The sequence below is a fragment of the Guptibacillus hwajinpoensis genome, assembly GCF_020171785.1.
Classification (GTDB): Bacteria; Bacillota; Bacilli; order Bacillales; family Guptibacillaceae; genus Guptibacillus; species Guptibacillus sedimenti.
Genome location: NZ_JAIVAE010000002.1, coordinates 521,780 through 546,122 on the forward strand (window position 1 = coordinate 521,780; position 24,343 = coordinate 546,122).

The 24,343-nt window shown below is 42.5% G+C and carries 21 protein-coding genes; 20 read left to right on the forward strand and 1 reads right to left on the reverse strand.

Translation table 11 applies throughout. The features are described from left to right. Positions 1–59 precede the first annotated feature (59 nt). The 13 genes from LCL91_RS03130 (at position 60) to hfq (ending at position 15,672) form a co-directional block, all read left to right on the forward strand. On the forward strand, positions 60–1,811 hold the full coding sequence (locus LCL91_RS03130; protein ID WP_224879844.1) for a 2-oxoacid:acceptor oxidoreductase subunit alpha: 1,752 nt from the start codon (positions 60–62) through the stop codon (positions 1,809–1,811). After that, positions 1,798–2,664 carry a 2-oxoacid:ferredoxin oxidoreductase subunit beta gene (locus tag LCL91_RS03135; protein ID WP_098443423.1) on the forward strand — a complete coding sequence of 289 codons (867 nt, stop codon included), beginning with the start codon at positions 1,798–1,800 and terminating at the stop codon, positions 2,662–2,664. Before LCL91_RS03130 ends, LCL91_RS03135 begins: the two co-directional genes overlap by 14 nt. A gap of 186 nt (positions 2,665–2,850) precedes the next feature. Next, complete coding sequence (gene tdh, locus LCL91_RS03140; RefSeq protein ID WP_179886195.1) at positions 2,851–3,891, forward strand: L-threonine 3-dehydrogenase; 1,041 nt, start codon at positions 2,851–2,853, stop codon at positions 3,889–3,891. A 43-nt stretch (positions 3,892–3,934) separates the two neighbouring features. After that, positions 3,935–5,110, forward strand: a complete 1,176-nt coding sequence (locus LCL91_RS03145; RefSeq protein WP_224879846.1) for a glycine C-acetyltransferase — start codon at positions 3,935–3,937, stop codon at positions 5,108–5,110. Positions 5,111–5,407: 297 nt separating this feature from the next. Further along, on the forward strand, positions 5,408–6,940 hold the full coding sequence (gene miaB, locus LCL91_RS03150) for a tRNA (N6-isopentenyl adenosine(37)-C2)-methylthiotransferase MiaB (protein WP_224879848.1): 1,533 nt from the start codon (positions 5,408–5,410) through the stop codon (positions 6,938–6,940). Beyond that, positions 6,940–7,356, forward strand: coding sequence for a RicAFT regulatory complex protein RicA family protein (locus LCL91_RS03155; RefSeq protein ID WP_159782403.1), 417 nt, complete (start codon positions 6,940–6,942; stop codon positions 7,354–7,356). Before miaB ends, LCL91_RS03155 begins: the two co-directional genes overlap by 1 nt. 207 nt (positions 7,357–7,563) lie before the next feature. Then, positions 7,564–8,082 carry a DUF6886 family protein gene (locus tag LCL91_RS03160; protein WP_224879850.1) on the forward strand — a complete coding sequence of 173 codons (519 nt, stop codon included), beginning with the start codon at positions 7,564–7,566 and terminating at the stop codon, positions 8,080–8,082. A gap of 18 nt (positions 8,083–8,100) precedes the next feature. Next, positions 8,101–8,850 (forward strand): phosphotransferase family protein, encoded by a 750-nt coding sequence (locus tag LCL91_RS03165; protein ID WP_224879852.1) that lies wholly within the window; start codon positions 8,101–8,103, stop codon positions 8,848–8,850. Positions 8,851–9,099: 249 nt separating this feature from the next. Then, positions 9,100–9,651 (forward strand): outer spore coat protein CotE, encoded by a 552-nt coding sequence (locus tag LCL91_RS03170; protein ID WP_159782405.1) that lies wholly within the window; start codon positions 9,100–9,102, stop codon positions 9,649–9,651. Positions 9,652–9,905: 254 nt separating this feature from the next. Then, positions 9,906–12,509 (forward strand): DNA mismatch repair protein MutS, encoded by a 2,604-nt coding sequence (gene mutS, locus LCL91_RS03175; RefSeq protein WP_224879854.1) that lies wholly within the window; start codon positions 9,906–9,908, stop codon positions 12,507–12,509. A 16-nt stretch (positions 12,510–12,525) separates the two neighbouring features. After that, positions 12,526–14,409 (forward strand): DNA mismatch repair endonuclease MutL, encoded by a 1,884-nt coding sequence (gene mutL, locus LCL91_RS03180; RefSeq protein ID WP_224879856.1) that lies wholly within the window; start codon positions 12,526–12,528, stop codon positions 14,407–14,409. A 38-nt stretch (positions 14,410–14,447) separates the two neighbouring features. Further along, on the forward strand, positions 14,448–15,386 hold the full coding sequence (miaA, locus tag LCL91_RS03185; protein ID WP_224879858.1) for a tRNA (adenosine(37)-N6)-dimethylallyltransferase MiaA: 939 nt from the start codon (positions 14,448–14,450) through the stop codon (positions 15,384–15,386). Between the two features lie 52 nt (positions 15,387–15,438). Beyond that, positions 15,439–15,672, forward strand: coding sequence for an RNA chaperone Hfq (hfq, locus tag LCL91_RS03190; protein ID WP_048309744.1), 234 nt, complete (start codon positions 15,439–15,441; stop codon positions 15,670–15,672). A gap of 53 nt (positions 15,673–15,725) precedes the next feature. Here the strand turns inward: hfq and LCL91_RS03195 are convergent, their stop codons facing one another. Then, the gene (locus LCL91_RS03195; protein ID WP_224879861.1) at positions 15,726–16,706 is read right to left on the reverse strand and encodes a tyrosine-type recombinase/integrase; all 981 of its coding nucleotides are present in this window, start codon (positions 16,704–16,706) and stop codon (positions 15,726–15,728) included. 128 nt (positions 16,707–16,834) lie between these two features. Between LCL91_RS03195 and LCL91_RS03200 the strand changes: the two genes are divergently transcribed. From LCL91_RS03200 to LCL91_RS03230, 7 genes are all read left to right on the forward strand, one after another. Next, positions 16,835–17,020 carry a cold-shock protein gene (locus LCL91_RS03200; RefSeq protein ID WP_098443435.1) on the forward strand — a complete coding sequence of 62 codons (186 nt, stop codon included), beginning with the start codon at positions 16,835–16,837 and terminating at the stop codon, positions 17,018–17,020. 14 nt (positions 17,021–17,034) lie between these two features. Further along, positions 17,035–17,391, forward strand: a complete 357-nt coding sequence (locus tag LCL91_RS03205; protein WP_224879863.1) for a hypothetical protein — start codon at positions 17,035–17,037, stop codon at positions 17,389–17,391. A 90-nt stretch (positions 17,392–17,481) separates the two neighbouring features. Next, on the forward strand, positions 17,482–18,408 hold the full coding sequence (spoVK, locus tag LCL91_RS03210) for a stage V sporulation protein K (protein WP_224880163.1): 927 nt from the start codon (positions 17,482–17,484) through the stop codon (positions 18,406–18,408). A 55-nt stretch (positions 18,409–18,463) separates the two neighbouring features. Continuing rightward, on the forward strand, positions 18,464–19,726 hold the full coding sequence (gene hflX / locus LCL91_RS03215; RefSeq protein WP_224879865.1) for a GTPase HflX: 1,263 nt from the start codon (positions 18,464–18,466) through the stop codon (positions 19,724–19,726). Between the two features lie 12 nt (positions 19,727–19,738). Then, positions 19,739–21,007 (forward strand): aminotransferase class I/II-fold pyridoxal phosphate-dependent enzyme, encoded by a 1,269-nt coding sequence (locus LCL91_RS03220; RefSeq protein ID WP_224879867.1) that lies wholly within the window; start codon positions 19,739–19,741, stop codon positions 21,005–21,007. A 276-nt stretch (positions 21,008–21,283) separates the two neighbouring features. Then, positions 21,284–22,621, forward strand: a complete 1,338-nt coding sequence (gene glnA / locus LCL91_RS03225; protein WP_165995448.1) for a type I glutamate--ammonia ligase — start codon at positions 21,284–21,286, stop codon at positions 22,619–22,621. A gap of 203 nt (positions 22,622–22,824) precedes the next feature. Then, positions 22,825–23,841 (forward strand): hypothetical protein, encoded by a 1,017-nt coding sequence (locus LCL91_RS03230; protein WP_224879869.1) that lies wholly within the window; start codon positions 22,825–22,827, stop codon positions 23,839–23,841. The last annotated feature ends 502 nt before the right edge of the window (positions 23,842–24,343 follow it).

Here is a 24,343-nt window from a genome sequence, read left to right on the forward strand (position 1 = left end):
TTCGAACTAGTAATATAAGCAAGCGGTTTCAGGTACTAGATTAGAAAGGGTGGGACGTTATGATCGAACAACTTTCGTGGAAAGTTGGAGGACAGCAGGGTGAAGGAATAGACAGTACAGGAGAAATATTTGCAATCGCATTAAATCGACTTGGCTACTATTTATACGGTTACCGGCATTTCTCGTCCCGTATTAAAGGCGGGCATACGAATAATAAAATTCGGGTTAGCACGAAAGAAGTTCGAGCGGTTTCAGATGACCTCGACATGCTGATTGCGTTTGATCAAGAAACGATCGACGTCAATGCGCATGAACTTCATAGTAGAGGAATCATTATAGCCGATGCCAAATTTAAACCAGTTAAGCCTGATCATTGCCAGGCGACACTTGTTATCATTCCCTTTACTGAAATCGCGACTGAACTAGGCACTTCTTTAATGAAAAACATGGTAGCAATCGGTGCTACGAGTGCTGCTCTTGGTATAGACACTGCAACGTATCAAGCCGTTGTAGAAGAAATTTTTGGCCGAAAAGGCGAAAAGGTCGTCAACAATAACATGGAAGCTATTCAGCGTGGTGCCGATGCTTATACAGCTTCTGCTGGGGAAAGTGTCCAAACGCTTTCTCTTAAAAAAGCAGATGGGAAAAATCGCCTGTTCATGATTGGCAATGATGCGATTGCACTAGGGGCGCTTGCAGGTGGAGCAAGGTTAATGGCAGCTTACCCAATCACCCCAGCATCAGAAATCATGGAATACTTAATTAAGAAGCTTCCGGAATTTGGTGGCACCGTTGTGCAAACAGAGGATGAAATCGCTGCGGCAACGATGGCCATAGGTTCAAACTATGCGGGGGTTAGAACGTTAACAGCTTCGGCTGGACCGGGGTTATCGCTCATGATGGAAGCTATTGGGTTATCTGGTATTACCGAAACGCCGCTCGTCATTGTCGACACTCAGCGCGGTGGGCCAAGTACTGGACTTCCAACAAAGCAGGAGCAGTCAGATTTGCTGGCGATGATTTACGGCACGCATGGGGAGATTCCTAAGATTGTCATTGCGCCGAGTACCGTTGAGGAAGCATTCTATGATGCGATTGAAGCGTTTAATCTCGCAGAGGAATATCAGTGTCCCGTTATTTTACTCTCAGATCTTCAATTATCTCTTGGCAAGCAATCCGTTGAGCCGCTCGATTACAATAAAATCAACATTCGAAGGGGTAAGCTGAACGATCAAGAAATCGCTGAAAGAGAAGATAAGTCGTACTATAAACGTTTTGAACTTACGGATGATGGCGTTTCAAATCGTGTCATTCCAGGGACGAAAAATGGTATTTTTCACGTAACCGGTGTTGAGCACGATGAAACAGGTAAACCGTCAGAAGTTCCGCAAAACCGAAAAGATCAGATGGAGAAAAGACTTCGTAAAATTCAAAACATCTCCTTTCAAAATCCGATTTATACAGTAGCGCCGCATGAAGCGCCCGATTTGCTGCTAATTGGTTTTAACTCGACGAGAGGAAGTATCGAAGAAGTTATCCCAAGACTTGAAGCGGATGGCTTAAAAGTCAATCATGCTCAAATTCGTCTTGTACATCCATTTCCAGCAGATGAGCTTAAGCCATTGTTACAAGCGGCGAAGAAAGTGATTGTGGTTGAACACAATGCAACGGGCCAGCTGGCAAGTCTCGTGAAAATGAACGCAGGCTACGGTGAAAAGATTGAAAGTATATTAAAATACGACGGCAATCCATTCTTACCAGGTGATATCCATCAACAATGTAAGGAGATGTTCGCGAATGGCCACATTTAAAGATTTTCGTAATCAGGTAAAGCCAAACTGGTGCCCTGGCTGTGGAGATTTCTCCGTACAAGCAGCCATTCAACGAGCAGCTGCGAATGTGGGGCTAGAACCAGACGATCTTGCCGTCATTTCTGGAATTGGCTGCTCGGGGCGTATTAGTGGCTACATTAATGCGTATGGTTTCCATGGGATTCATGGGCGCTCGCTACCAATTGCACAGGGCGTGAAAATGGCAAATCGCGATTTAACCGTAATTGCGTCCGGGGGAGATGGCGATGGCTTTGCGATCGGAATGGGGCACACGATCCATGCGATGAGGCGAAATATAGACATCACGTATATCGTGATGGACAATCAAATCTATGGTTTAACAAAAGGGCAGACTTCTCCAACGAGTGCAGAAGGGTTTAAAACGAAAAGTACGCCTTCTGGATCCATTGAATCTTCTCTTTCCATCATGGAACTCGCGCTCTCAAGCGGCTGTGGTTTTGTAGCACAAAGCTTTTCAACCGATTTAAAGGACCTCGTAGCGATCATTGAACAAGGCATTCAACATAAAGGATTTTCATTGATTAACGTGTTTAGCCCGTGCGTGACGTTCAATAAGGTGAATACGTATGACTGGTTTAAACAAAACCTTATTAGTTTAAATGATATTGAAGGGTATGATCCACACAATCGGATGATGGCGATGCAAACGTTAATGGAGCACAATGGACTTGTGAAAGGACTGATTTACGAGAATCCAACTCGTCCATCTTACCAAGAATCAGTTCGAGGCTATAGTTCTAGTGCGTTATCAAAACAAGACTTAAATCTTCCTGAAGAAAAATTTACAGAGTTAATGGCTGAGTTTATGTAAGGCGACGAACCCTTCAAGTAGTGAAGGGTTTTTTTATGCTGAAAAGGATGAACGAATTTTTCCATAAATAAAACTATAAGTGTCCTTGTATGGAGGACAGATCACCTTTACGTTAGAAGTGATAAATGATACGATGTTTGTGATAACAGTGTTTGAAGAACGTTTTGAAAAAGTGAGGTGTACGCTGTGGAAGGAAAAATGAAGGCGATTGTGAAACATGAACGTAGCAAAGGTGCTCAGCTGCAAACCGTCGATATTCCACAAATTAATGATAATGAAGTATTAATTCAAGTAAAAGCAACTTCGATTTGCGGTACAGATGTACATATTTATACGTGGGATGAATGGTCTCAGAGTCGCGTCAATCCTCCATATGTTTTTGGACATGAGTTTGCGGGAGTTGTCGTAGAAAAAGGAAAGAACGTAACGAACTTGGAGGTTGGAGACCATGTTTCAGCAGAAACACATATTGTTTGCAACCAATGTCCACAATGTTTAACAGGGAAGTTTCATATTTGCGAAAATACGAAAATTATTGGTGTCGACACGGATGGCTGCTTTGCAGAATACGTCGCGCTCCCTTCTCAAAACATCTGGAAAAATCCTGAGTCACTATCATTTGATGTGGCTTCTGTACAAGAGCCGATGGGCAACGCAGTACATACTGTACTCGCTGGAGATGTAGCAGGAAAAACCGTAGCGATCATTGGCTGTGGGCCAATCGGTATTATGGCTGTAGGTGTAGCGAAAGCAGCTGGTGCTTCACAAGTTATCGCACTTGATTTAAATGATTATCGTCTGAACCTTGCGAAAGAAATGGGCGCAACGACTGTCATTAATTCTCGAAATGAAGATCCACTTCACGTTGTGAAAGAGCTGACTAACGGTCACGGTGTTGACGTTGTCTGTGAAATGTCAGGACATCCAATCGCGATGAACCAGGGCTTTAAAATGGTAACAAACGGTGGACGTGTTTCCATCCTAAGTTTGCCAGTCCGTCCTGTTGAAATTGATGTGACGAATGACATTGTTTTTAAAGGCATAACCGTTCAAGGTATCACAGGAAGAAAAATGTTCGAAACTTGGCGCCAGGTGTCCGGGCTTTTGCAGTCAGGACAGGTCGATGTGGAGCCGATGATTACGCATCACTTCCCGCTTGAAGACTTTGAAAAAGGCTTCGAATTAATGATTGAAGGTAAATGTGGTAAGGTAGTATTACATCCATAAGGCTCACACGTGAGCCATTACATACTAATGAGGAGGCCGATCAATGAAAGGTTTTGAATATCTCCAAGAAGAGCTTGATCAAATGCAGGAGGAAGGCGTTTTTCGTAACTTGATTCCACTAGAGTCTGCTCAAGGATCACGCGTTACGATTAAAGGAAAAAACGTTATTCAGCTATCATCAAACAACTATCTCGGACTGACGGACCACCCGAAAATGAAGCAAGCAGCGATTGAAGCCGTTGAAAAATACGGTGCGGGAACAGGCTCTGTTCGAACCATTGCTGGAACGCTCTCCATGCACGAACAGTTTGAAGAAAAGCTTGCTGAGTTTAAGCATACGGAAGCGGCACTCGTTCTTCAATCAGGATTTGCTACGAATCAGGCGGTCCTTTCAGCGATTCTAACAAAAGAAGATGTCGTCATTTCTGATGAATTAAACCACGCTTCGATTATCGATGGCATTCGCTTAACAAAAGCGGGACGTCGTATTTACAAGCATACGGACATGGAAGACCTCGAGAGCGCATTGAAAGAAACGCAAGATTATCGCACGCGTCTTGTTGTCACAGATGGCGTCTTCTCAATGGATGGAAACATTGCGCCGCTAACTGAAATTGTCGAGCTATGTGAAAAGTATGATGCGCTTGTCATGGTTGATGACGCTCATGCAAGTGGTGTACTTGGTGAGAACGGACGTGGAACGGTTGACCACTTCGGATTAAACGGACGCGTTCATATTCAGGTTGGGACACTTAGTAAGGCGATTGGCGTTCTTGGTGGTTACATTGCAAGTACGAAAACACTTCGCGATTACCTGATTCATAAAGGTCGTCCGTTCTTATTTAGTACCTCTCATCCTCCTGCAGTAACAGCAGCTTGCTCAGCCGCAATTGATGTTCTTGTGGAAGAGCCTGAATTGATTGAGAAGCTTTGGGACAACACAAAATTCTTTAAAGCGGGGTTAAAAGACCTTGGTTTTGATACAGGGATTAGTGAAACGCCAGTAACACCTGTTATCATCGGTGATGAGGCACTTACGCATAAGTTTTCCGATAAGCTATTTGAAAACGGTGTGTTTGCGCAGGGTATTGCGTTTCCAACTGTTGCAAAAGGGAAAGGCCGCGTGCGTACGATCGTAACGGCTCAGCATTCAAAAGAAGACCTTCAAGAAGCGCTAGACGCATTTGAAAAGTCTGCGAAAGAACTTGGAATTCTATAATTGAAAGAGAGGGGGGCTGATCCTCCTCTTTTTTTCGGCTAATGGGATCATTCTTTATTTGTTCACCTAATCGTGCTCGGAGGCTTTTCCAGGTTTTATTGATTAAATACTCTGAACCCCTTATAATAAAGGAATGTCCATTAGTTACACATTTCTTAATTGACGATAAAGGATAACAAATAAAACGGAAGCTTTTATAGAATTTATTTCTATTAGCGAGGTTTTTCTAAGTTTAGGAGCATTGCGCTCTTTTTCATAGCAGGGTCATCCTTTTTAATTAGAAAGGAGTCGAACGACATGAACGAACAGCAACGCCTGGATTCGCAAATCAATGTAAAGAAAACAGAGAAAACGACCGAAGATTACGCGAAGTATTTCCAGACAACGTACCAGGCACCTAACTTAAAAGATGCCAAGCGCAGAGGAAAAGAAAATGTAAACGTTCATTACGATTTTGAAATTCCAGAGAATATTAAAAACCTTGGAAAAGATAAGAAGTTTTTGATACGCACGTACGGATGTCAAATGAATGAACACGATACAGAAGTAATGGCAGGGATTTTTGAAGAAATGGGTTTTGAAGCTACAACAGAAGTGACAGAGGCAGATGTCGTTCTCCTCAATACGTGTGCCATTCGTGAAAATGCGGAGAACAAAGTATTTGGTGAGCTTGGCCATTTAAAACCATTAAAGATGGAAAATCCGGATCTGATCATTGGTGTATGTGGCTGTATGTCCCAGGAAGAATCTGTGGTCAATCGCATCATGCAAAAGCATCAGTTCGTTGATTTAATCTTTGGTACACATAACATTCACCGCCTTCCAGAACTGATGGAACAAGCAGTCTTTGGAAAAGAAATGGTGATGGAAGTATGGTCAAAAGAAGGTGACATTATTGAAAACCTTCCGCGTACAAGAAAAGGCGAAATCAAAGCATGGGTTAACATCATGTACGGCTGTGATAAATTCTGTACATATTGCATCGTGCCTTATACACGAGGTAAGGAAAGAAGCCGTCGCCCTGAAGATATCATTCAGGAAGTACGCCACTTAGCAGCAAAAGGCTATAAAGAAGTGACGCTCCTCGGACAGAATGTAAACGCCTACGGAAAAGATTTAGAAGATATTGAGTACGGCCTTGGTGATCTTATGAACGAGATTCATAAGATTGATATTCCTAGAGTTCGTTTCACAACGAGTCACCCACGTGACTTTGATGATCGTCTTGTAGAAGTACTTGGTCAGGGAGGCAATCTTGTCGATCATATCCATCTTCCTGTTCAAAGTGGAAGCAATGAGGTTCTGAAGTTGATGAACCGTCGCTATACGCGCGAGACGTATTTAGAGCTAGTTGGTAAGATTAAAAAGGTAATGCCAAACGCAACCTTTACGACGGATATTATCGTTGGTTTCCCGAATGAAACGGACGAACAGTTCGAAGAAACGATGGAACTCGTAAAAGAAGTCGAGTATGACAGTGCGTATACGTTCATTTACTCTCAGCGTGATGGTACGCCAGCGGCTAAAATGGCGGATAACGTACCAATGGAAGTGAAGAAAGAACGTCTTCAGCGCTTGAATGCCCTTGTGAATGAAATGGCTGCGAAAAACAACGCTGTTTTTGAAGGGCAAATCGTGGAAGTTCTCGTAGAAGGTGAAAGTAAGAAAAATGCGGATGTTCTTTCTGGCTATACGAGCAAGAACAAAGTAGTTAACTTTAGAGGTCCTAAATCATTAGTTGGTCAAATTGTCCAGGTGAAAATCACAAAAGCAAAAACTTGGTCACTTGATGGCGAATATATTGAAAAAACGGCTGAGGTGAATGCATAATGGTATCAAGAATGGAAGTTATTGCAAAAGCAAAAGATCTTGCGAAGCTCGTTTCAGAAACAGAAGAAGTCGATTTCTTCAAACGTGCAGAAGAAAAGATCAATGAAAATAAAAAAGTGCAAAGCTTGATTGCGCGAATTAAGTTAGAGCAAAAAGAAGCGGTAAATCTCCAACACTATAGCAAGCATGAAGCGTTGAAAGAGAAAGATGAGCGGATTGATAAGCTCATGCAGCAGCTTGATGAAATTCCTGTCGTGCAGGAATTCAAACGCTCGCAGTCTGATGTAAATGACCTTCTTCAGCTTGTCGCTAACACGATTTCGAATACAGTGACAGATGAAATTATTGAATCAACTGGTGGGAACGTGCTTGAAGGAACAACAGGCTCAACCCAGCAGGGACCTGGTTGTAAGTAATAGGGGCAAGATGAATACGAAAGTCTTCCAATCGTGCATTGGAAGACTTTTTTTTTGCCAAGGGACCTCTTTTTTCGTAATATTCTCTTAATTAATTAGGATATTATGCTACTATAAGCAAGAAGAGTTTGACGTGTGAACTCATTACATAACGAAAGAAGTTCAAGCCAACTTGGTAAGCCAACTGAAACGTAAAGGGGTGATCGTTTGCGTATTTTTCATGTTAGTGAAGAAGACGAAATTCATGAATTTCAGCCAAGGATTCCTACGCGTCAAGATCTTGACCAATCAAAAGGACTTGTATGGGCGGTTAACGAAACCTGTTTACCGAACTTTCTAACACCTCGTAATTGTCCCCGCATTTGCTTTCACGTCGGGCCAAATACTTCAAATGCAGATAAGCAAACATATCTATCATCGAGCTGTCAGCATGTGATCGTCCTCGAAAACAGCTGGTTTGAAACGATGACTCGAACTAAACTCTATTTGTATGAGTTTGATGCGATGCATTTTAAACTCCAAGACGAGAATGCCGGCTATTATGTAAGTGAAACCACTCAAGTTCCAAAGAATAAGATTAAGATTGATCACCCCATTCAGGAGCTATTCCGTCGTCAGGTAGAAGTGAGGTTTGTTGATCAGCTGTGGGATATCTATGATGAGATCCAACAAACCACACTTCAATGGTCCATGTGCCGGATGAGATTTGCTCGCTCAAGAAACTAAAAAGAGAGGAGTAGCGACATGGAACTTGGTCATCCAATCGCTGCTGGAAATACAGCGAAAGTTTACATTGTTCAAGATAAAATTGTGAAATTGTTTCGTGAAGACCTTCCAGAAGGAACCTCTTCCTATGAAGCTGAGAAACAACGTTATGCTTTATCAAAAGGTCTTCCGGTCCCAAAAATTATGGATGTAACGAAAATAGACGGTAGACAGGCGATCATCATGGAAAAAATTAGCGGACGCACATTAGGTGAGCGTCTTTTAGAGAATAAGAATCTAGCACATTATTATATGGAAATGTCCGTTAACATTCAACAAAACATTCATCGGATCAACGCCGATGCGTTTGAACCGATGAATGAAAAGCTAACACGCCAAATAGGTACAGCGGATCGATTAAGTCAATCTCAAAAAACAGCATTACTCTTTAAATTAAGTGAAATGCCAGTTAAGAAGCAGCTTTGCCATGGTGATCTTCATCTATTTAATCTGATCATGGGCGATAATGTGACGATTATTGATTGGGTTGATGCAAGTGCGGGGGATAGCCGAGCAGACGTTTACAGAACGTATCTATTGTATACGCAATTTTCAAGCGAATTAGCGGAACTGTATTTACAGCTCTATTGCACAAAAAGTGGCTTATCAAAAGATGAAGTCATGGAGTGGGCTCCGATTATTGCGGGGGCACGGTTATCAGAAGGAGTACTATCAGAAGACAGCGATCGTCTATTAGAGATTGTAAATAAGTTAAGCCTGAGAGGATAAAACGCCTCTCAGGCTTAACTTATTTCTATAAATAATTTCACATACCATACTTTTTTAAGAAAAATACGAAAAGGTTGTAAAGCATTGGACATTCGAGACATAGACTGATAGTGGAACAGCCTTTATATATAAAAAAACTTTTATTCTATGGTGTTGGTTATGTTCTTTTGCTGCGAAGAAAAAAAGAGGAACACTGGTCGTTTGTCTTGCATAGGATGAGAATGAAGATTGGAAGAGGAGGTATGATCGATGTCAGAGGAATATAATTACAGAGAGATATTCGCCAAAGCTGTTTGCGGAAAAGGGCGTAAATTTACACAGGATACAAACACAGTAACACCAACCCATAAGCCTTCTAGTATTTTGGGTTGCTGGATTATTAACAATCAATTCACTGCCAAGAAGCGTGGTGACGTTGTCCAAGTGGAAGGCTCTTATGACATTAATATCTGGTATTCTTACAGCCATAATACCAAAACAGAAGTTGTAACCGAAACAGTTAAATACCATGAAGAAATTCCTCTTCGCTACAAAGACAAAGACTGTGTTGCTGATGAAGTTGTTGCAAAAGCGATTCAGGAGCCTAACTGTCTCGAAGCTACCATTGCGCCGAGCGGTCATAAGGTGATTGTACAAGTGGAAAGAGAATTTCTAGTTGAAGTTATCGGCGAAACGAAGATTTGCGTTTACGTGAATCCAGATGGCTGTGAAGACGATGACGATGATTGGGATTATGATGTAGATGATGAAGAGTTTGAAGATTTAGATCCGAACTTCTTAATTGGTGATCTAGAGGAATAGTACGTCCAGGGAGAAGCAATCCTTCTTCCTGGTTTTTATTTTGTTATAAAGTACGTCTGTTCGATTTAAACAGAGGCTTCCGCTTTACTGATCCAGCTCCAACCTCCAGACACTCGGTCACTTCACCTTTTCCTCTGAATACAAAGAGCGTATTCAAATGAAAAGGTTCCAGTCCCGTGTCTAAACGGAGGCTTCCGCTTTACTGATATGCTATACTGTTAGGTGACTAGATTTAAGATTGGTGGAGAAGAAACATGGCTCGATATACCCCGATGATGGAACAATATTTGCGAATTAAGGCAGAGTATCAGGATGCCTTTTTATTTTTTCGTTTAGGCGATTTTTATGAAATGTTCTTCGATGATGCGATGCGTGCATCGAAGGAATTGGAAATTACATTAACGAGCAGAGATGGTGGGGGAGAAGACCGCATTCCGATGTGTGGTGTGCCTTATCATGCTGCTGAAAATTATATATCACAGCTGGTAACAAAAGGATACAAGATAGCGATATGTGAACAAACGGAAGATCCGAAACAGGCAAAAGGCGTTGTTCGAAGAGAAGTTGTTCAGCTCATTACACCTGGAACGGTTATGTCAGACCATTTAATTAAAGAAAAAGAAAACAACTACATCGTTGCGATCTCATCGTTTGATGATGAGACATTTGCGCTAGCAGCAAATGATTTAACGACTGGAGAATCCATGGCAACGATTTTAGCTGGTGATCATCATGAAGTGATCGGTGAGCTTTCAAATCTTGCCCCACGTGAAGTGATTCTTGCGAGCGACAGCGAAGCGCTATCGAACGCGATTCAAGAACGCATGACCGTGACCGTATCCATTGAAGATGACGTGACGATTCCGGACGCATTAAAGACGTTAAGTGACCATATCGACCAGCCGAAGCTCCTGCAAGTGTTTGGGAGATTGCTTCAATATTTGATTCGTACACAGAAGCGAGCGATGGATCACCTCCAGCCGCTTCGTCACTACCACGTTTCTCAATACATGAAGCTAGATGTGAACTCAAAACGAAACCTAGAGCTCGTTGAAACGATTCGCGATAAAAAGCGGACAGGCTCTCTCGTCTGGTTCTTAGATAGTTCCGTAACGGCAATGGGTGGGCGTTTGTTAAAGCAGTGGGTTGAGCGGCCGCTCTTACAGCAGCGAGAAATCGAGAAGCGTCAGGAGCTTGTTGAGACGCTTATGAAACAGTTTTTTGAACGTGAGACAATTCGCGAACAGCTTCAAGGCGTCTATGATTTGGAGCGACTTGCAGGGAAAGTGGCGTTTGGTAACCTAAATGCGCGTGACCTCGTGCAACTACGCAAATCGCTAGAGAAAATACCAGAGATCAAGCAAGCAGTAGGATCTCTAGATAATGTGTATGCGAATGAGCTTGCAGAAGAAATCCTTCCATGTGATGACCTTGTTCAGCTCCTGCAAGAAGCGATTGAAGACAACCCACCGCTTTCTGTGAAAGATGGGCAAATGATCCGAGACGGCTATCATGCCGATCTTGATAAATACCGAGATGCAAGCCGGAACGGGAAAGACTGGATCGCGGCACTTCAAATGCAGGAACGTGAGCGAACGGGTATCAAATCGCTTAAAATTGGCTACAACAAAGTGTTTGGCTATTATATTGAAATAACGCGATCAAACCTTGCGAACCTCCCAGAAGGTCGCTATGAGCGGAAACAGACGCTTTCCAATGCGGAGCGTTTTATTACCCCTGAATTGAAAGAAAAAGAAACGCTTATTTTGGAAGCTGAAGAAAAGATTGTTGATCTGGAGTATAGCTTGTTTACAAAACTGCGTGAAGAAGTAAAGGCCTACATCCCTGAGCTTCAGCAGCTTGCGAGAAAAATTAGTGAGCTTGACGTTCTTCAGTCATTTGCGGTTGTTAGTGAAGAGAACCGCTTCACAAAGCCCATTTTCTCAAAAGAGCGCAAAGTGGCTGTCGAAGGTGGGCGTCACCCGGTTGTTGAGAAAATGTTAAAAGGCAGAGAGTACGTCGCAAACGACGTAATGATGGATCGCGATCGTGAAATTCTCTTAATTACTGGGCCAAACATGAGTGGTAAAAGTACGTACATGCGCCAGCTTGCGCTCATTTCCATTCTTGGGCAAATCGGCTGCTTCGTTCCGGCAGAATCGGCGGTGCTTCCTGTGTTTGATCAAATCTTTACGCGAATCGGTGCAGCAGATGACCTTGCAGCAGGGCAAAGTACGTTTATGGTTGAAATGCTTGAAGCGAACTACGCGATCACGCGTGCTACGCAAGATAGCTTAATCTTATTAGATGAAATTGGTCGCGGCACCTCAACGTATGATGGTATGGCGCTTGCGCAGTCAATCATTGAATATGTGCATAGCGAAGTACGAGCGAAAACACTGTTTTCCACGCACTACCACGAGCTGACAACGCTTGAGGAAGATCTTGATCGCGTAAAGAATGTACACGTTAAAGCGGTAGAAGAAAAGGGAAGAGTTGTTTTCCTACACCGCGTGCACGACGGATCGGCCGATAAAAGTTATGGCATTCACGTGGCGCAGCTTGCGAACTTACCGGATGCGCTCATTCAGCGTGCAGAAGCCATTTTAGCTGAATTTGAGGCAGAACCTGATGTCGTGAAAGCGCCAAAAGTACCCGTAGAGAAACCTCGCATTGAAGTAAAAGAAGATGAAGCGCAGCTTGCCTTCTTCGATCAGGAAGAAGATAAGAAAAAACCCACCCGTACGTCAGGTGAAAAAGCGATTCTCGATCGATTGAAGTCTGTCGACATTATGGAAATGACGCCGATGGATGCGATCAATACGCTATATGAATTAAAGAAGCACTTAAAGTCTTAGAGAAAGGGTGAGGAAGATGGGAAAGATCGTACAGCTTGATGATCAGCTTTCAAACAAAATAGCTGCCGGTGAAGTGGTGGAAAGACCGGCCTCTGTTGTGAAGGAACTCGTGGAGAATGCAATTGATGCAGAAAGCAGTGAAATCACAATTGAAATTGAAGAGGGCGGTCTTTCCAAAATTCGCATCGTGGATAATGGAAGTGGCATGGATGAGGAAGACTGCAAACTTGCTTTCTTTCGACATGCGACGAGTAAAATCAAGAATGAGCGTGACTTGTTTCAAATTGAAACGCTCGGTTTCCGTGGAGAAGCTCTTCCTAGTATCGCAGCGGTTTCTCACTTAGAATTGAAAACTTCCACGGGAGAGGCGGCCGGAACGTACGTCAAAATTGAAGCAGGGAAAGTAGCTGAATTTAAAGCGACCGACAGTCGAAAAGGAACGGAAATGACGATTACGGGTTTGTTTTACAACACCCCAGCTCGCTTGAAACACATGAAGACCGTTCATACCGAGCTTGCGAACGTGGCGGACGTCATTAACCGTCAGGCAATGGCTCATCCTGATATCGCTTTTCGCTTCTTTCATAATGGGAAGAAACTTTTATCAACGACAGGCAATGGCGATCTTCTGCAAGTGATTGCAGCAATTTATGGCTATAACACGGCGCGTAAAATGCTCCCGTTGAAGGCAGAGACAATTGATTTTTCTGTTAGCGGCTATGCGGCAAAGCCAGAGTTAACGCGCGCTTCTCGTCAATACATTTCACTCATTATTAACGGGCGTTACATTAAGAACTTTCCGATATCAAAAGGGATACAGCAAGGCTACCATACCCTGCTTCCAATCGGACGCTATCCGATCGTTGTCCTTCATATTAAAATGAACCCAACGCTCATTGATGTGAACGTACATCCGTCAAAGTTGGAAGCGCGAATTAGTAAAGAACAAGATTTGGCGCTCGCTATTGAAAATGCGATTAAAGCGATTTTCAAAAAAATTGAGCTCATTCCTGAGCAAGCTCCTCCAAAGAAAAAAGAGGAGGAAAGCGAGCAGCCGGCATTCGAATTTCAACACAATGTTCAGGAGAAAGGTCCGGAAGAAATACCGGTTCGGCGGGAATGGACGAAAGAGAAGGTGGAACATTCGGAAGAGCAGTCGAAGCCACAGAAAGATTTCCTTCAACCTTTTAGTATAAAGGAAGAAATTCAAACAGATCAATACGAGTCGATCGCTCCTACAACACATTCCCCGCCACCTGAAACTCGAGACGAGCTTGAGATGGCCATGGACTATGTAAAGGAGACCAATAGTGATTCACGCATTCCGCCGCTTTATCCGATCGGTCAAATGCACGGAACGTATATCCTAGCTCAGAATGAGAATGGGCTCTACATTATTGATCAGCACGCCGCGCAAGAGCGGATAAAGTACGAGTTCTATCGGGAAAAAGTTGGTGAGATCGACCCAGTTGTACAGGAGCTTCTCGTTCCGATTACGCTCGAATACAACACTTCAGAGTCTGCAATCATTGATAGTCGGATGGATGATCTTGCGAAGGTGGGCGTTTTCTTAGAATCCTTTGGACCGAATAGTTATATGGTGAGTGCTCATCCAGTTTGGTTCCCTAAAGGGGCTGAACAAAATACGATTGAGGAATTGATTCAGGAAGTCGTTGATAACCGTCGAATTGATGTGAAGAAGCTACGTGAGGAAGCGGCGATCATGATGTCCTGTAAAAAGTCGATTAAAGCCAATCGTCATTTACGTGATGATGAAGTGTTTACGTTATTAGAGACGCTTAGACAATCCATTGATCCGTATACCTGTCCACACGGACGGCCGATCATTATTCATTACTCCACCTATGAGATGGAAAAAATGTTTAAGCGGGTTATGTAACGAGCACAATGAAATGAGAAAAGAATGCAGGAAAGTACGTGAGAGTGATGACTAAACAGAAACTAGTAACAGTTTTAGGTCCTACAGCGGTTGGGAAAACAAAAACAAGCATTGAACTTGCGAAGGCGCTTGACGGTGAAATTATTAGCGGCGACTCGATGCAAATTTACCGTGGCATGGACATAGGGACAGCGAAAGTAACAGAAGAAGAGATGGAAGGCATTCCTCATTATTTAATTGATATTAAGGAGCCAACGGAAAGTTTTTCAGCTGCTGAATTTCAAAAGCTTGCCACCGAGCTTGTTACGGATATTAATCGCCGTGGAAAAGTGCCGATTATTGCTGGGGGTACGGGTCTATACGTGAAATCCGTTACCCATCAGTACGCCTTTTCAGAAGCAAGAGAAGATCCGGCATATCGCAAGCAGCTTGAGCAACAAGCGGAAGAAGAAGGGCCGGCCATGTTTCACGCGCGACTAAAAGACGTTGATCCAGTGAGTTACGAGACAATCCATCCAAACAATGTTCGAAGAGTGATTCGAGCCTTAGAAGTGTATCACGTAACGGGTGAACCGGTCTCTGCTTCAAAAGATGCTTTACCTGAAGAGTCTCCTTACAATCTTGTCAATGTAGGTCTTACAATGGATCGCGATGTGCTTTATGAGCGCATAAACAAGCGTGTCGATCTGATGATGGAGGCTGGACTACTTGAAGAAGCTCAGCGACTTTATCATGATGGCGTTCGTCACTGTCAATCGGTACAGGCGATTGGCTACAAGGAAATCTATAATTATCTTGAAGAACGTGTTTCATTAGAAGATGCGGTCCTCGAGTTAAAGCAGAACTCAAGGCGATATGCAAAGCGACAATTAACGTGGTTTCGTCATCAGATGGCCATGGACTGGTACAACATGACCGCGCATCGTGAAGAAAAAATTCAAGAAATCTTGAAAGTTGTTGCAGGAAAGTTAGCATAAAGATAGAAATGTAGTTAAGGAATGCCTTTAGAGAAAAAGAGGAGGACTGACAATGAAGCAGCAAATTAACATCCAGGATCAATTCCTGAACCAATTAAGAAAAGACAACGTTTTTGTAACGGTGTACCTGCTTAACGGATTTCAGCTAAAAGGGACAATTAAAGGATTTGATAATTTCACGATTATCCTTGAGTCCGATGGAAAACAGCAGTTGATTTACAAACACGCCATTTCTACGTTCGCTCCACAGCGATCCGTTGAAATAAATTTTGAATCTGACAAGTAAACACATAGTCCCTCGTTCTGGTAAAAGCAGGATGAGGGACTTTTTCATATTTACTATGATGAAATTTGTTGTTTTTCCATATAATCGAAGTAGCGTTTCAGTGTGAGATCGGCTTTTAATCCAAACTGCATGCGCAGCTGGTCGACGGAAAGATCATTTTCAATAGCCTTAATGACGCATGTTCGTCTCATATGCTGAGCAGATACGCCTTTTCGCAAGCCGGCACGCTGAACTTCAAGGCGAATCATTTTTTGAATCGCGATTTCGGTTAGACGCTTCGGACGATCCACTTCATAACTCCAGCGATACGTTTGGCGTTGAAAATCAAATGAAACAAACAGCGGATCATCGCTATGAAGCCTTGGTCTAACGGGCGCGGGAATCGTATGATAATAATCGAACAAAATTTTCTTGTGCTCAGGATTTAAATGAACGGTACGTTTTCCGGAAGCCGAAGTGACGACTAGTTCATTTTGTTCGAATGAAAGATCTTTCATAGAAAGAGCAGATAGCTCTTGTAACGTTAAACCATAATTGAGGAAAAGCCTGGCAATGATCAAATTCCGATCAATCAGAAATTCCCGTGCTCTTAGCTGGTTGTCCGTTAAATCTTCAAGTGACACGATCGTTTCAAGAAGTTTTTGCGCTTCTTCTTCTTGGAGAAAGTCGGTCTCGATATAACCGGCATCTTCATTGGTTGGTAGGACGACTTCTTTCATTGGATTGGTCTTTGTTCGATTTAACGACATATAATAACGATATACTTGATTTAGTACAGTCATAATTCTCTTTAATGTTCGTTCTGAATAGTGACGCTCAAGGTGCAAATAGCGAATATACTCCTGTAGCTGCTCCGTTGTGAGATTACGAAAATTCTCGAAATCGACCTTTCGATGGAGAGTGCGATGCCAGACGGTAAAATCAACGAGGTCATAGCGATAGCGGCGGAGTGTAGATGCCTTGCGTCCTTTTCGTTCGAGCGACTGCAGGTACGCTTCTAGAAAGTCTGGAAGCGGCTGATTAAAAAGCTCCATTCGATGACCACCTCTCATTTTGTTCCATTATAACAAAATCAGTGCACGTGTTGTTTTACTTTGGGTTACATGTTTTTGGGATAATTGGAAATACTATTGATAACCAAATCGTAAAGGAGCGGTTAGACATGGCCTTTTTTTCAAAACAGCAGCAGGAACCTATTCCAGAAGTAGATACGGACGTCTGGTCTTGTGCGAGTGGAGATTGTGCTGGCTGGATGCGAGCCGATTACTCGTTTTCTGATACACCTGCTTGCCCTTTGTGTGGCGCTGAGATGATGAGTGAAGTTCGAAACCTACCAGAAATTAAATAATCATGGGGGAACACATGAATAAAATTGTTGAGAAAATTAGGGATAAAGCTGAACAAATTGTTAGCGTGACGAAAGCAGCGGGTAAAGGGAAGCACGTTGCCTCCATGCAGCACTTTTATGACGTTTTTACCGAACTTCCCGAAGTGCAACAGAAAGAGGTTTCTTATTTAAGAAGTCGTTTTGTTTTATATACGCTCCACGAGAACGATATATTCATGAAGATGCTCGAACGTTCAGATGGGCATGTGCTTGAGATTGACGTCGTTGAAAAAGGTGATGTGCTCACTCGTTACAGATCGTATGAAGCGAAGAGAGGCGAACAGAAAATTCATATTCCTGAATCCTTTGTTGATCGGATCGGAACAAGTTAAACACTCTTAAGGAGTGTTTTTCTTTTGGGCGTTTGTCACGGATTCTGGGCAGGTGCGTATACTATCGTGTCAGATTAAAGCGAGGTGAGCATCGTGCAGCAAACCGTAACGCAACGAAAAGGTCAAATTAATATCGTCCTTCGTCAGACGGAAGGACTACAAGAGACGGCGGATGCCGCACTAAGTCAAGCAACGAAAAAGCATATGCCGCTTGAGCGAATTCAGCAGGAAATGGAACAGCTAATCGGGTTAAAAGAAATGAAATACTTACTAAAAGAAGTGTATGCATGGCTTTATGTGAACAAGTGCAGAGAGGAAAATGGCTTAAAACAAAATACGCAGGCACTTCACATGATGTTCAAAGGAAATCCCGGCACAGGTAAAACAACGGTAGCCCGCCTATTAGGAACGCTTTTTCTAGAGATGAACGTTCTTTCTAAGGGGCATTTGATTGAAGTGGAGCGGGCTGATCTTGTTGGGGAATACATTGGTCATACCGCTCAAAAAACGAGAGAGCTTGTTAAGAAAGCAAAAGGCGGCATTCTATTTATTGATGAAGCCTATTCACTAGCGCGTGGTGGCGAGAAAGATTTTGGTAAAGAAGCGATTGATACACTTGTGAAGGCGATGGAAGATCACCACAAAGACTTTATCCTTATTCTAGCAGGCTATTCAGATGAAATGGAGCACTTTCTTTCGCTAAATCCTGGCTTGCCGTCGCGGTTTCCACTTGTGATTGATTTTCCGGATTATTCAAATGAGCAGCTGCTTGAGATCGCAAAAAAGATGGCCGCAGAGAGACAGTACCGGTTTTCAAGAGAGACGGAGTGGAAGCTAAAGCAAAGCTTTTTGAAGAAGCGTGAGCGGGAAACAAGTGCATTTAGCAACGGTCGCTTTGTTCGGAACATTATTGAAAAAGCAATCCGAAAGCAGGCGGTCCGTTTGCTTCAGGCAGACGTCATTGATCGCTCGGCGCTCGAGCTGCTCTTACCAGAAGACATCCCTATAGAAGATTAAATGCGCATCTGGTATGATGGGAACAGACTGATTGATAAAGGCAGGGAACGTACATTTGAATAAAGAAAGAATTGAAGCAGCTGAACCGGCTATTTTAATCGGCATTCAGCTTCAAAATCAAACAGATGCACAGTTTGCATATACGATGGATGAACTTGCGGCATTAACCGAAACGGCAGGCGGTGTCGTGGAAGGCACGCTCTCACAAAAGCGAGAGCGTATTCATTCGGCAACCTTTATAGGAAAAGGGAAAGTCGAAGAGCTAGCCTCGTTAATCGAAGAAAAAGAAGCAACAATTGTTATCTTCAATAGTGAGCTCTCCCCAAGTCAGCTTCGAAACTTATCAGAAGCGTTAGACGCAAGAGTCATTGACCGTACACAGCTCATTTTAGATATTTTCGCACAGCGAGCGAGATCACGAGAAGGCATGCTTCAGGTTGAGCTCGCTCAGCTTCAATACATGCTGCCGCGCCTTGCAGGACAGGGAACGTCCTTATCAAGGCTTGGAGGCGGTATTGGTACAAGAGGCCCAGGTGAAACGAAGCTTGAAACGGATCGTCGTTATATCCGTAACCGGATCACAGACCTGAAGCGTCAGCTCGACAATACGGTGAAGCACCGTGATCAGTACCGGGCGCGACGAAAGCGAAACGAAACGCTTCAAGTGGCGTTAGTCGGGTATACGAACGCTGGTAAATCAACGATTTTTAATCGACTAACGAAAGCCGATTCTTATGAAGAGGACAAGCTATTTGCAACACTTGATCCGATGACGAGACAGCTGAAGCTTCCGAATGGTTACAACGTGCTGTTAACAGACACGGTAGGATTCATTCAGGACCTCCCAACAACGCTTGTCGCATCGTTTAAATCAACGCTTGAAGAAGCCACAGAAGCAGATTTAATTCTGCATGTCATTGATGCGTCCCATCCTGATCGGGAACGTCATGAAGAAATCGTGCTAAAGCTATTAAAAGATCTAAAAGCGTCGCACATTCCCGTCCTTACCGTCTTTAATAAAATTGATCGAGCAGATCCGTCTGTGCAAAGTAGCGTGAATGAACAGATTCTCATTTCAGCTCTAAAGCAAGCAGATTTAAAGCGATTAAACGACCGTCTACAAAGCGAAGTGTTAAAGCAGATGGAGTATTTCTCGATTTCAATTAATGCAGACCAGGGCGACAAGCTCGCTTACTTACAGCGTAATACTGTTCTAATTGAGCGTAAATGGGATGAAGAAAAAGATCACTATCGATGTAAAGGATACGCTCCTGAACATTTATACAAGCGCATTATTAACGAGTGGAACAACGACTAGGAGTAGAAAACTATGTTTATGAATTTTACACATCAAGAAGAACTAAAAACATTATCACAGCAGGCTGAAGAAAAAATTCAGCCAGTTTTAAGAGAAATCGATGCGCGAGTTGAAGCGAATCAATACCGCGTTCTTGAGGCATTTCACAAAAATCGCATTAGCGACTTTCATTTTACACCATCCACAGGCTACGGCTATGACGATACGGGAAGAGATACGCTTGAACAGCTTTATGCGGACGTATTCGGCGGCGAAGCAGGGCTCGTTAGGCCTCAGATCGTCTCTGGTACGCATGCGATCTCAACTGCGCTATTCGGCGTACTGCGTCCAAACGATGAGCTTCTCTATATAACCGGTGCACCGTACGATACGTTAGAAGAAATCGTTGGCACTCGTGGAGAAGGAAACGGATCGTTAAAGGATTTTCATATTGGTTATCAAGCGATTCCTTTAGCGGACGGAGCGGTGGATTTTGACGCTGTGAAGAGGGGCATCACACCGCAAACAAAAATGATAGGGATTCAACGGTCAAAAGGATACGCGAATCGTCCGTCATTTACCATCGCAGAAATTGAAGAAATGATTGCATTTGTTAAATCAATTAAAGAAGATGTGATTGTTTTCGTTGATAACTGCTACGGTGAGTTTGTGGAAGTGCAGGAGCCATGTCACGTTGGGGCTGATCTTATTGCCGGATCACTGATTAAAAACCCTGGCGCAGGTATCGTCAAAACGGGCGGTTACCTTGTAGGGAGAGAAGATTTAATTGAGCTTTGCGGCTATCGCTTAACGTCCCCTGGAATCGGGAGAGAAGTAGGGGCATCGCTTTATTCGCTACAGGAAATGTATCAAGGCATCTTCCTTGCACCACACACAGTAGGTCAAGCGGTGAAAGGCGCTGTCTATAGCTCAGCGCTCCTTGAAGAAGCTGGGTTCAACACAACACCTCACTGGAACAGCAAGCGAACCGACCTCATTCAATCGGTTCAGTTCGATGACAGAGAGCGAATGGTTGCGTTTTGTCAGGCGATCCAGGCGGCATCTCCGGTCAATGCACACGTACGTCCTGAACCTGCCTATATGCCAGGGTATGAGGATGATGTCATCATGGCAGCGGGAACATTTATTCAAGGAGCGAGCCTTGAATTATCAGCTGACGGACCGTTAAGACCACCTTACGTTGCGTACGTCCAAGGCGGCCTAACGTTTGAACACGTGAAAATTAGCGTGCTTCGTGCCGTTGATGATTTGTTGAAAAAAGGTTTGATTACTGTTTCATAAGGGTAAAAGGTAGGGATTTCAGTCCCTGCCTTTTTTTGCGCGAAAAAGCATGTGATATTATCTAACGTACGTTAACACGATAACGTAAACATTCGTGTATGATGAGAGTAAGTGAAGAAGGGAGCGGCAATTTCGAATGTTAATGCGATTCTGAATTTTAGAATTGCGTGAAACTGTCCTCAAGTGGATAGAGCAAAAGAGCGTTAAGACGTGAAGCACTCGGTTATCCAAAGCATTCACTAAATCTTTTTATTTCTTAAGGAGGATTCATTTTACATGGCGAACAAATTCACAGCAGACGATATTAAGAAAATGGCGCAGGACGAGAACGTTAAGTTCATTCGCTTGCAGTTTACTGACCTACTAGGGATTATTAAGAACGTTGAAATTCCAGTTGATCAGCTTGAGAAAGCTCTTGATAATAAAATGATGTTTGACGGTTCTTCGATCGAAGGTTTCGTACGCATCGAGGAATCCGATATGTATCTTTACCCGGATCTTGATTCATGGGTAGTCTTCCCATGGTCATCTGAAAAAGGGAGAGTCGCTCGTCTAATTTGTGACATCTACAGCCCGGATGGCACGCCATTCGAAGGGGATCCTCGTTCAGTTCTAAAACGCGTTCTAAAAGAAATGGAAGAGCTTGGCTTCTCTGACTTCAACATTGGACCAGAGCCAGAATTCTTCCTATTCAAAATGGACGAAAACGGTGAACCAACGCTTGAACTTAATGACAAAGGCGGATACTTCGACCTTGCGCCAACAGACCTTGGTGAAAACTGCCGTCGTGATATCGTTCTTGAGCTTGAAGACATGGGCTTCGAAATCGAAGCATCTCACCATGAAGTAGCGCCAGGACAGCACGAGATTGACTTTAAATACGCTGATGCTCTTACAACGTGTGACAACATCCAGACGTTTAAGCTAGCAGTTAAAACAATTGCTCGTAAGCACGGCCTGCACGCAACGTTCATGCCGAAGCCACTATTCGGTGTTAACGGATCTGGGATGCATGCGAACATGTCCCTCTTCAAAGACGGAGAAAATGCATTCTACGAGCCGAAAGATGAGATTGGTCTAAGTGAAACAGCACGTCAATTCATTGCTGGAACAATGAAGCATGCTGAAGCATTCACAGCGATCACAAACCCAACAATTAACTCTTACAAGCGTCTAGTACCTGGATACGAAGCTCCTTGCTACGTAGCATGGTCTCTTCGTAACCGTAGCCCGCTTATCCGTGTTCCTGCTTCCCGCGGAATCAGCACACGTATCGAAGTACGTAGCGTAGATCCATCTGCGAACCCGTACCTCGCAATGGCAGCTCTACTTGCAGCTGGACTTGACGGCATCAAGAACAAAATGACGCCACCAGCGCCAACAGAGCGCAACATCTACGTGATGGATAAGCAAGAACGTGTAGAAGAAGGCATTACAGACCTTCCAGCAACACTACACGATGCGCTTGAACTTCTTAAAAAAGACGAAGTGATGATGAAAGCACTAGGCGAGCACGCAGCCGAGCACTTCATCGAAGCAAAAGAAATCGAATGGGATATGTTCCGTACGCAAGTACACCCTTGGGAACGCGAACAGTATATGACGACTTACTAAGATATGAATAAGAGAGGCCCCTTGACACGGTTGTGTTGAGGGTTTTTTTGTATTGAGGATTGATTAAATTGAATATTTTGATTAATTTGTGATGAGTAATATCTTTAATTCATCGATAAAAATTGAAATTGTAGACAAAAAATTGAAAATAAAGTAAAATTGATACAATTATGTATTTCAATTATGTTTGATAGGAGGCTCTTATGAATAAAATACCTATAATTCCAAGAAATAAAAATTACTGGTTAGTCAGGACCCAAAGTGGTAAATACTATAATGAATTTAAAAGAGGCAATTTCATAGGTGTGAATTGGAATGAAATAACATTCGAAGATATAGAATCTATGACAGAAGATGATATTAAATTAAAAATACTAAATAATCATCCCGAAACAAAAAGAATTGGAACCTCTATAAAACAGTTAAGGGTTTTTGCTAATGTAATTAAAAAAGGTGATTCAGTAGTAATTACTGGTCCTAACTCAAATGAGTTTTCTGTAGGTGAAATTGAAAATGATATACCTTATACTGCTGAAGTTAGCGAAGAACAGTTATTAGAAAATCCAAACCTTTGCCCATACTCTAAAAGAAGGAAAGTTAAATGGATTAATGAATACACAAAGTGGGATGTTGAAATCTCGATGTTCAAATTATTGCAACATGCTCAACACACTATTACTGATGCTGAAGACTATAAGGATGTAATTGAAAGCATGATACATGATTTCTACATAAGAGAAGACGGTTTGGGATATATAAGTCTTGAAGTAAGAAAAGAAGAAGACATCCCTACTAGAGCCTTTTTTGCTATGGGAAATGAATTACTTGATTTGGTGGAGGAATTTGGAAGGTATTCAAGTATTGATATAAATTTAGATCAAGTGTCAACAAAAATAAATGTAAACTCCCGTGGGAAAATAAAATTGAAAGGCACTTATGTTACTATTCTTGCAATCGGCCTTATATTTGTAGGGTTGGCTGGCGGTGGAATTAACGTTGACATTCCAGAAGCAGTTGGTGGTGGAACATATGAAATTCAAATGAATAGCTTAATTCATGAAGTATCTGATTTTCTAGATAGGCGACAGGAAAGAATTCAAGAGGACATGTTACTTGAAAAATACATACATGATTTAGATGTTAAAACTCCTGAAGAGTTGGCCAAGTTAATTGAAACTTTCGATGAAACAAGTGATATCCCAGATAAAGAAAACGAGTAGATTTCTAAAAAATTCTTCATAATAATTTAAAGGTGTTATAAAATAAATCTAGGAGGTGTTCAAGGATGGATTTGGTACTAAATGGAGTATCGGTTACTGGCACCTTTTTAGTTGTTTTCAGCATGCTTTATTTTCTTCAAAGATATACTTTAGGGTTTTTGCCATTTTTTAAGAAGGAACTGAAGAGAACTTTTACTGTAGGTAATATATTTTTTAGTAGTACTTCTTTAATAATAATCATGTTTTATGTGGATTTTATCCGACCATATTAGAGGTGGAAAATTATTAAATACTATATGTAACTGAGAATTGAAATATCGAACTAGGAGTACGAGAATTAAAAAGAGACAAAATGTGTAGAAAATACTGAATTATTAAAAACGAGTCTTAGTATAATTCTAAAGACTCGTCTTTCGTTTTGCACTTTTTATTTAAATAAAGGATGATTTTTTATCTTCCGCAATATTATGATTCTGAATACAAATGGTTTTAGTTGTATCCT

Excerpts from the sequence above, each read along its gene's own strand:
- LCL91_RS03170 (WP_159782405.1), top strand. The coding sequence starts at position 9,100 with ATGTCAGAGGAATATAATTACAGAGAGATATTCGCCAAAGCTGTTTGC.
- LCL91_RS03205 (WP_224879863.1), top strand. The coding sequence starts at position 17,035 with ATGAATAAAATTGTTGAGAAAATTAGGGATAAAGCTGAACAAATTGTT.
- LCL91_RS03155 (WP_159782403.1), top strand. The coding sequence starts at position 6,940 with ATGGTATCAAGAATGGAAGTTATTGCAAAAGCAAAAGATCTTGCGAAG.
- mutS (WP_224879854.1), top strand. The coding sequence starts at position 9,906 with ATGGCTCGATATACCCCGATGATGGAACAATATTTGCGAATTAAGGCA.
- glnA (WP_165995448.1), top strand. The coding sequence starts at position 21,284 with ATGGCGAACAAATTCACAGCAGACGATATTAAGAAAATGGCGCAGGAC.
- LCL91_RS03130 (WP_224879844.1), top strand. The coding sequence starts at position 60 with ATGATCGAACAACTTTCGTGGAAAGTTGGAGGACAGCAGGGTGAAGGA.
- miaB (WP_224879848.1), top strand. The coding sequence starts at position 5,408 with ATGAACGAACAGCAACGCCTGGATTCGCAAATCAATGTAAAGAAAACA.
- LCL91_RS03230 (WP_224879869.1), top strand. The coding sequence starts at position 22,825 with ATGAATAAAATACCTATAATTCCAAGAAATAAAAATTACTGGTTAGTC.
- hfq (WP_048309744.1), top strand. The coding sequence starts at position 15,439 with ATGAAGCAGCAAATTAACATCCAGGATCAATTCCTGAACCAATTAAGA.
- LCL91_RS03220 (WP_224879867.1), top strand. The coding sequence starts at position 19,739 with ATGTTTATGAATTTTACACATCAAGAAGAACTAAAAACATTATCACAG.
- LCL91_RS03135 (WP_098443423.1), top strand. The coding sequence starts at position 1,798 with ATGGCCACATTTAAAGATTTTCGTAATCAGGTAAAGCCAAACTGGTGC.
- LCL91_RS03165 (WP_224879852.1), top strand. The coding sequence starts at position 8,101 with ATGGAACTTGGTCATCCAATCGCTGCTGGAAATACAGCGAAAGTTTAC.
- mutL (WP_224879856.1), top strand. The coding sequence starts at position 12,526 with ATGGGAAAGATCGTACAGCTTGATGATCAGCTTTCAAACAAAATAGCT.
- LCL91_RS03200 (WP_098443435.1), top strand. The coding sequence starts at position 16,835 with ATGGCCTTTTTTTCAAAACAGCAGCAGGAACCTATTCCAGAAGTAGAT.
- LCL91_RS03195 (WP_224879861.1), bottom strand. The coding sequence starts at position 16,706 with ATGGAGCTTTTTAATCAGCCGCTTCCAGACTTTCTAGAAGCGTACCTG.
- LCL91_RS03145 (WP_224879846.1), top strand. The coding sequence starts at position 3,935 with ATGAAAGGTTTTGAATATCTCCAAGAAGAGCTTGATCAAATGCAGGAG.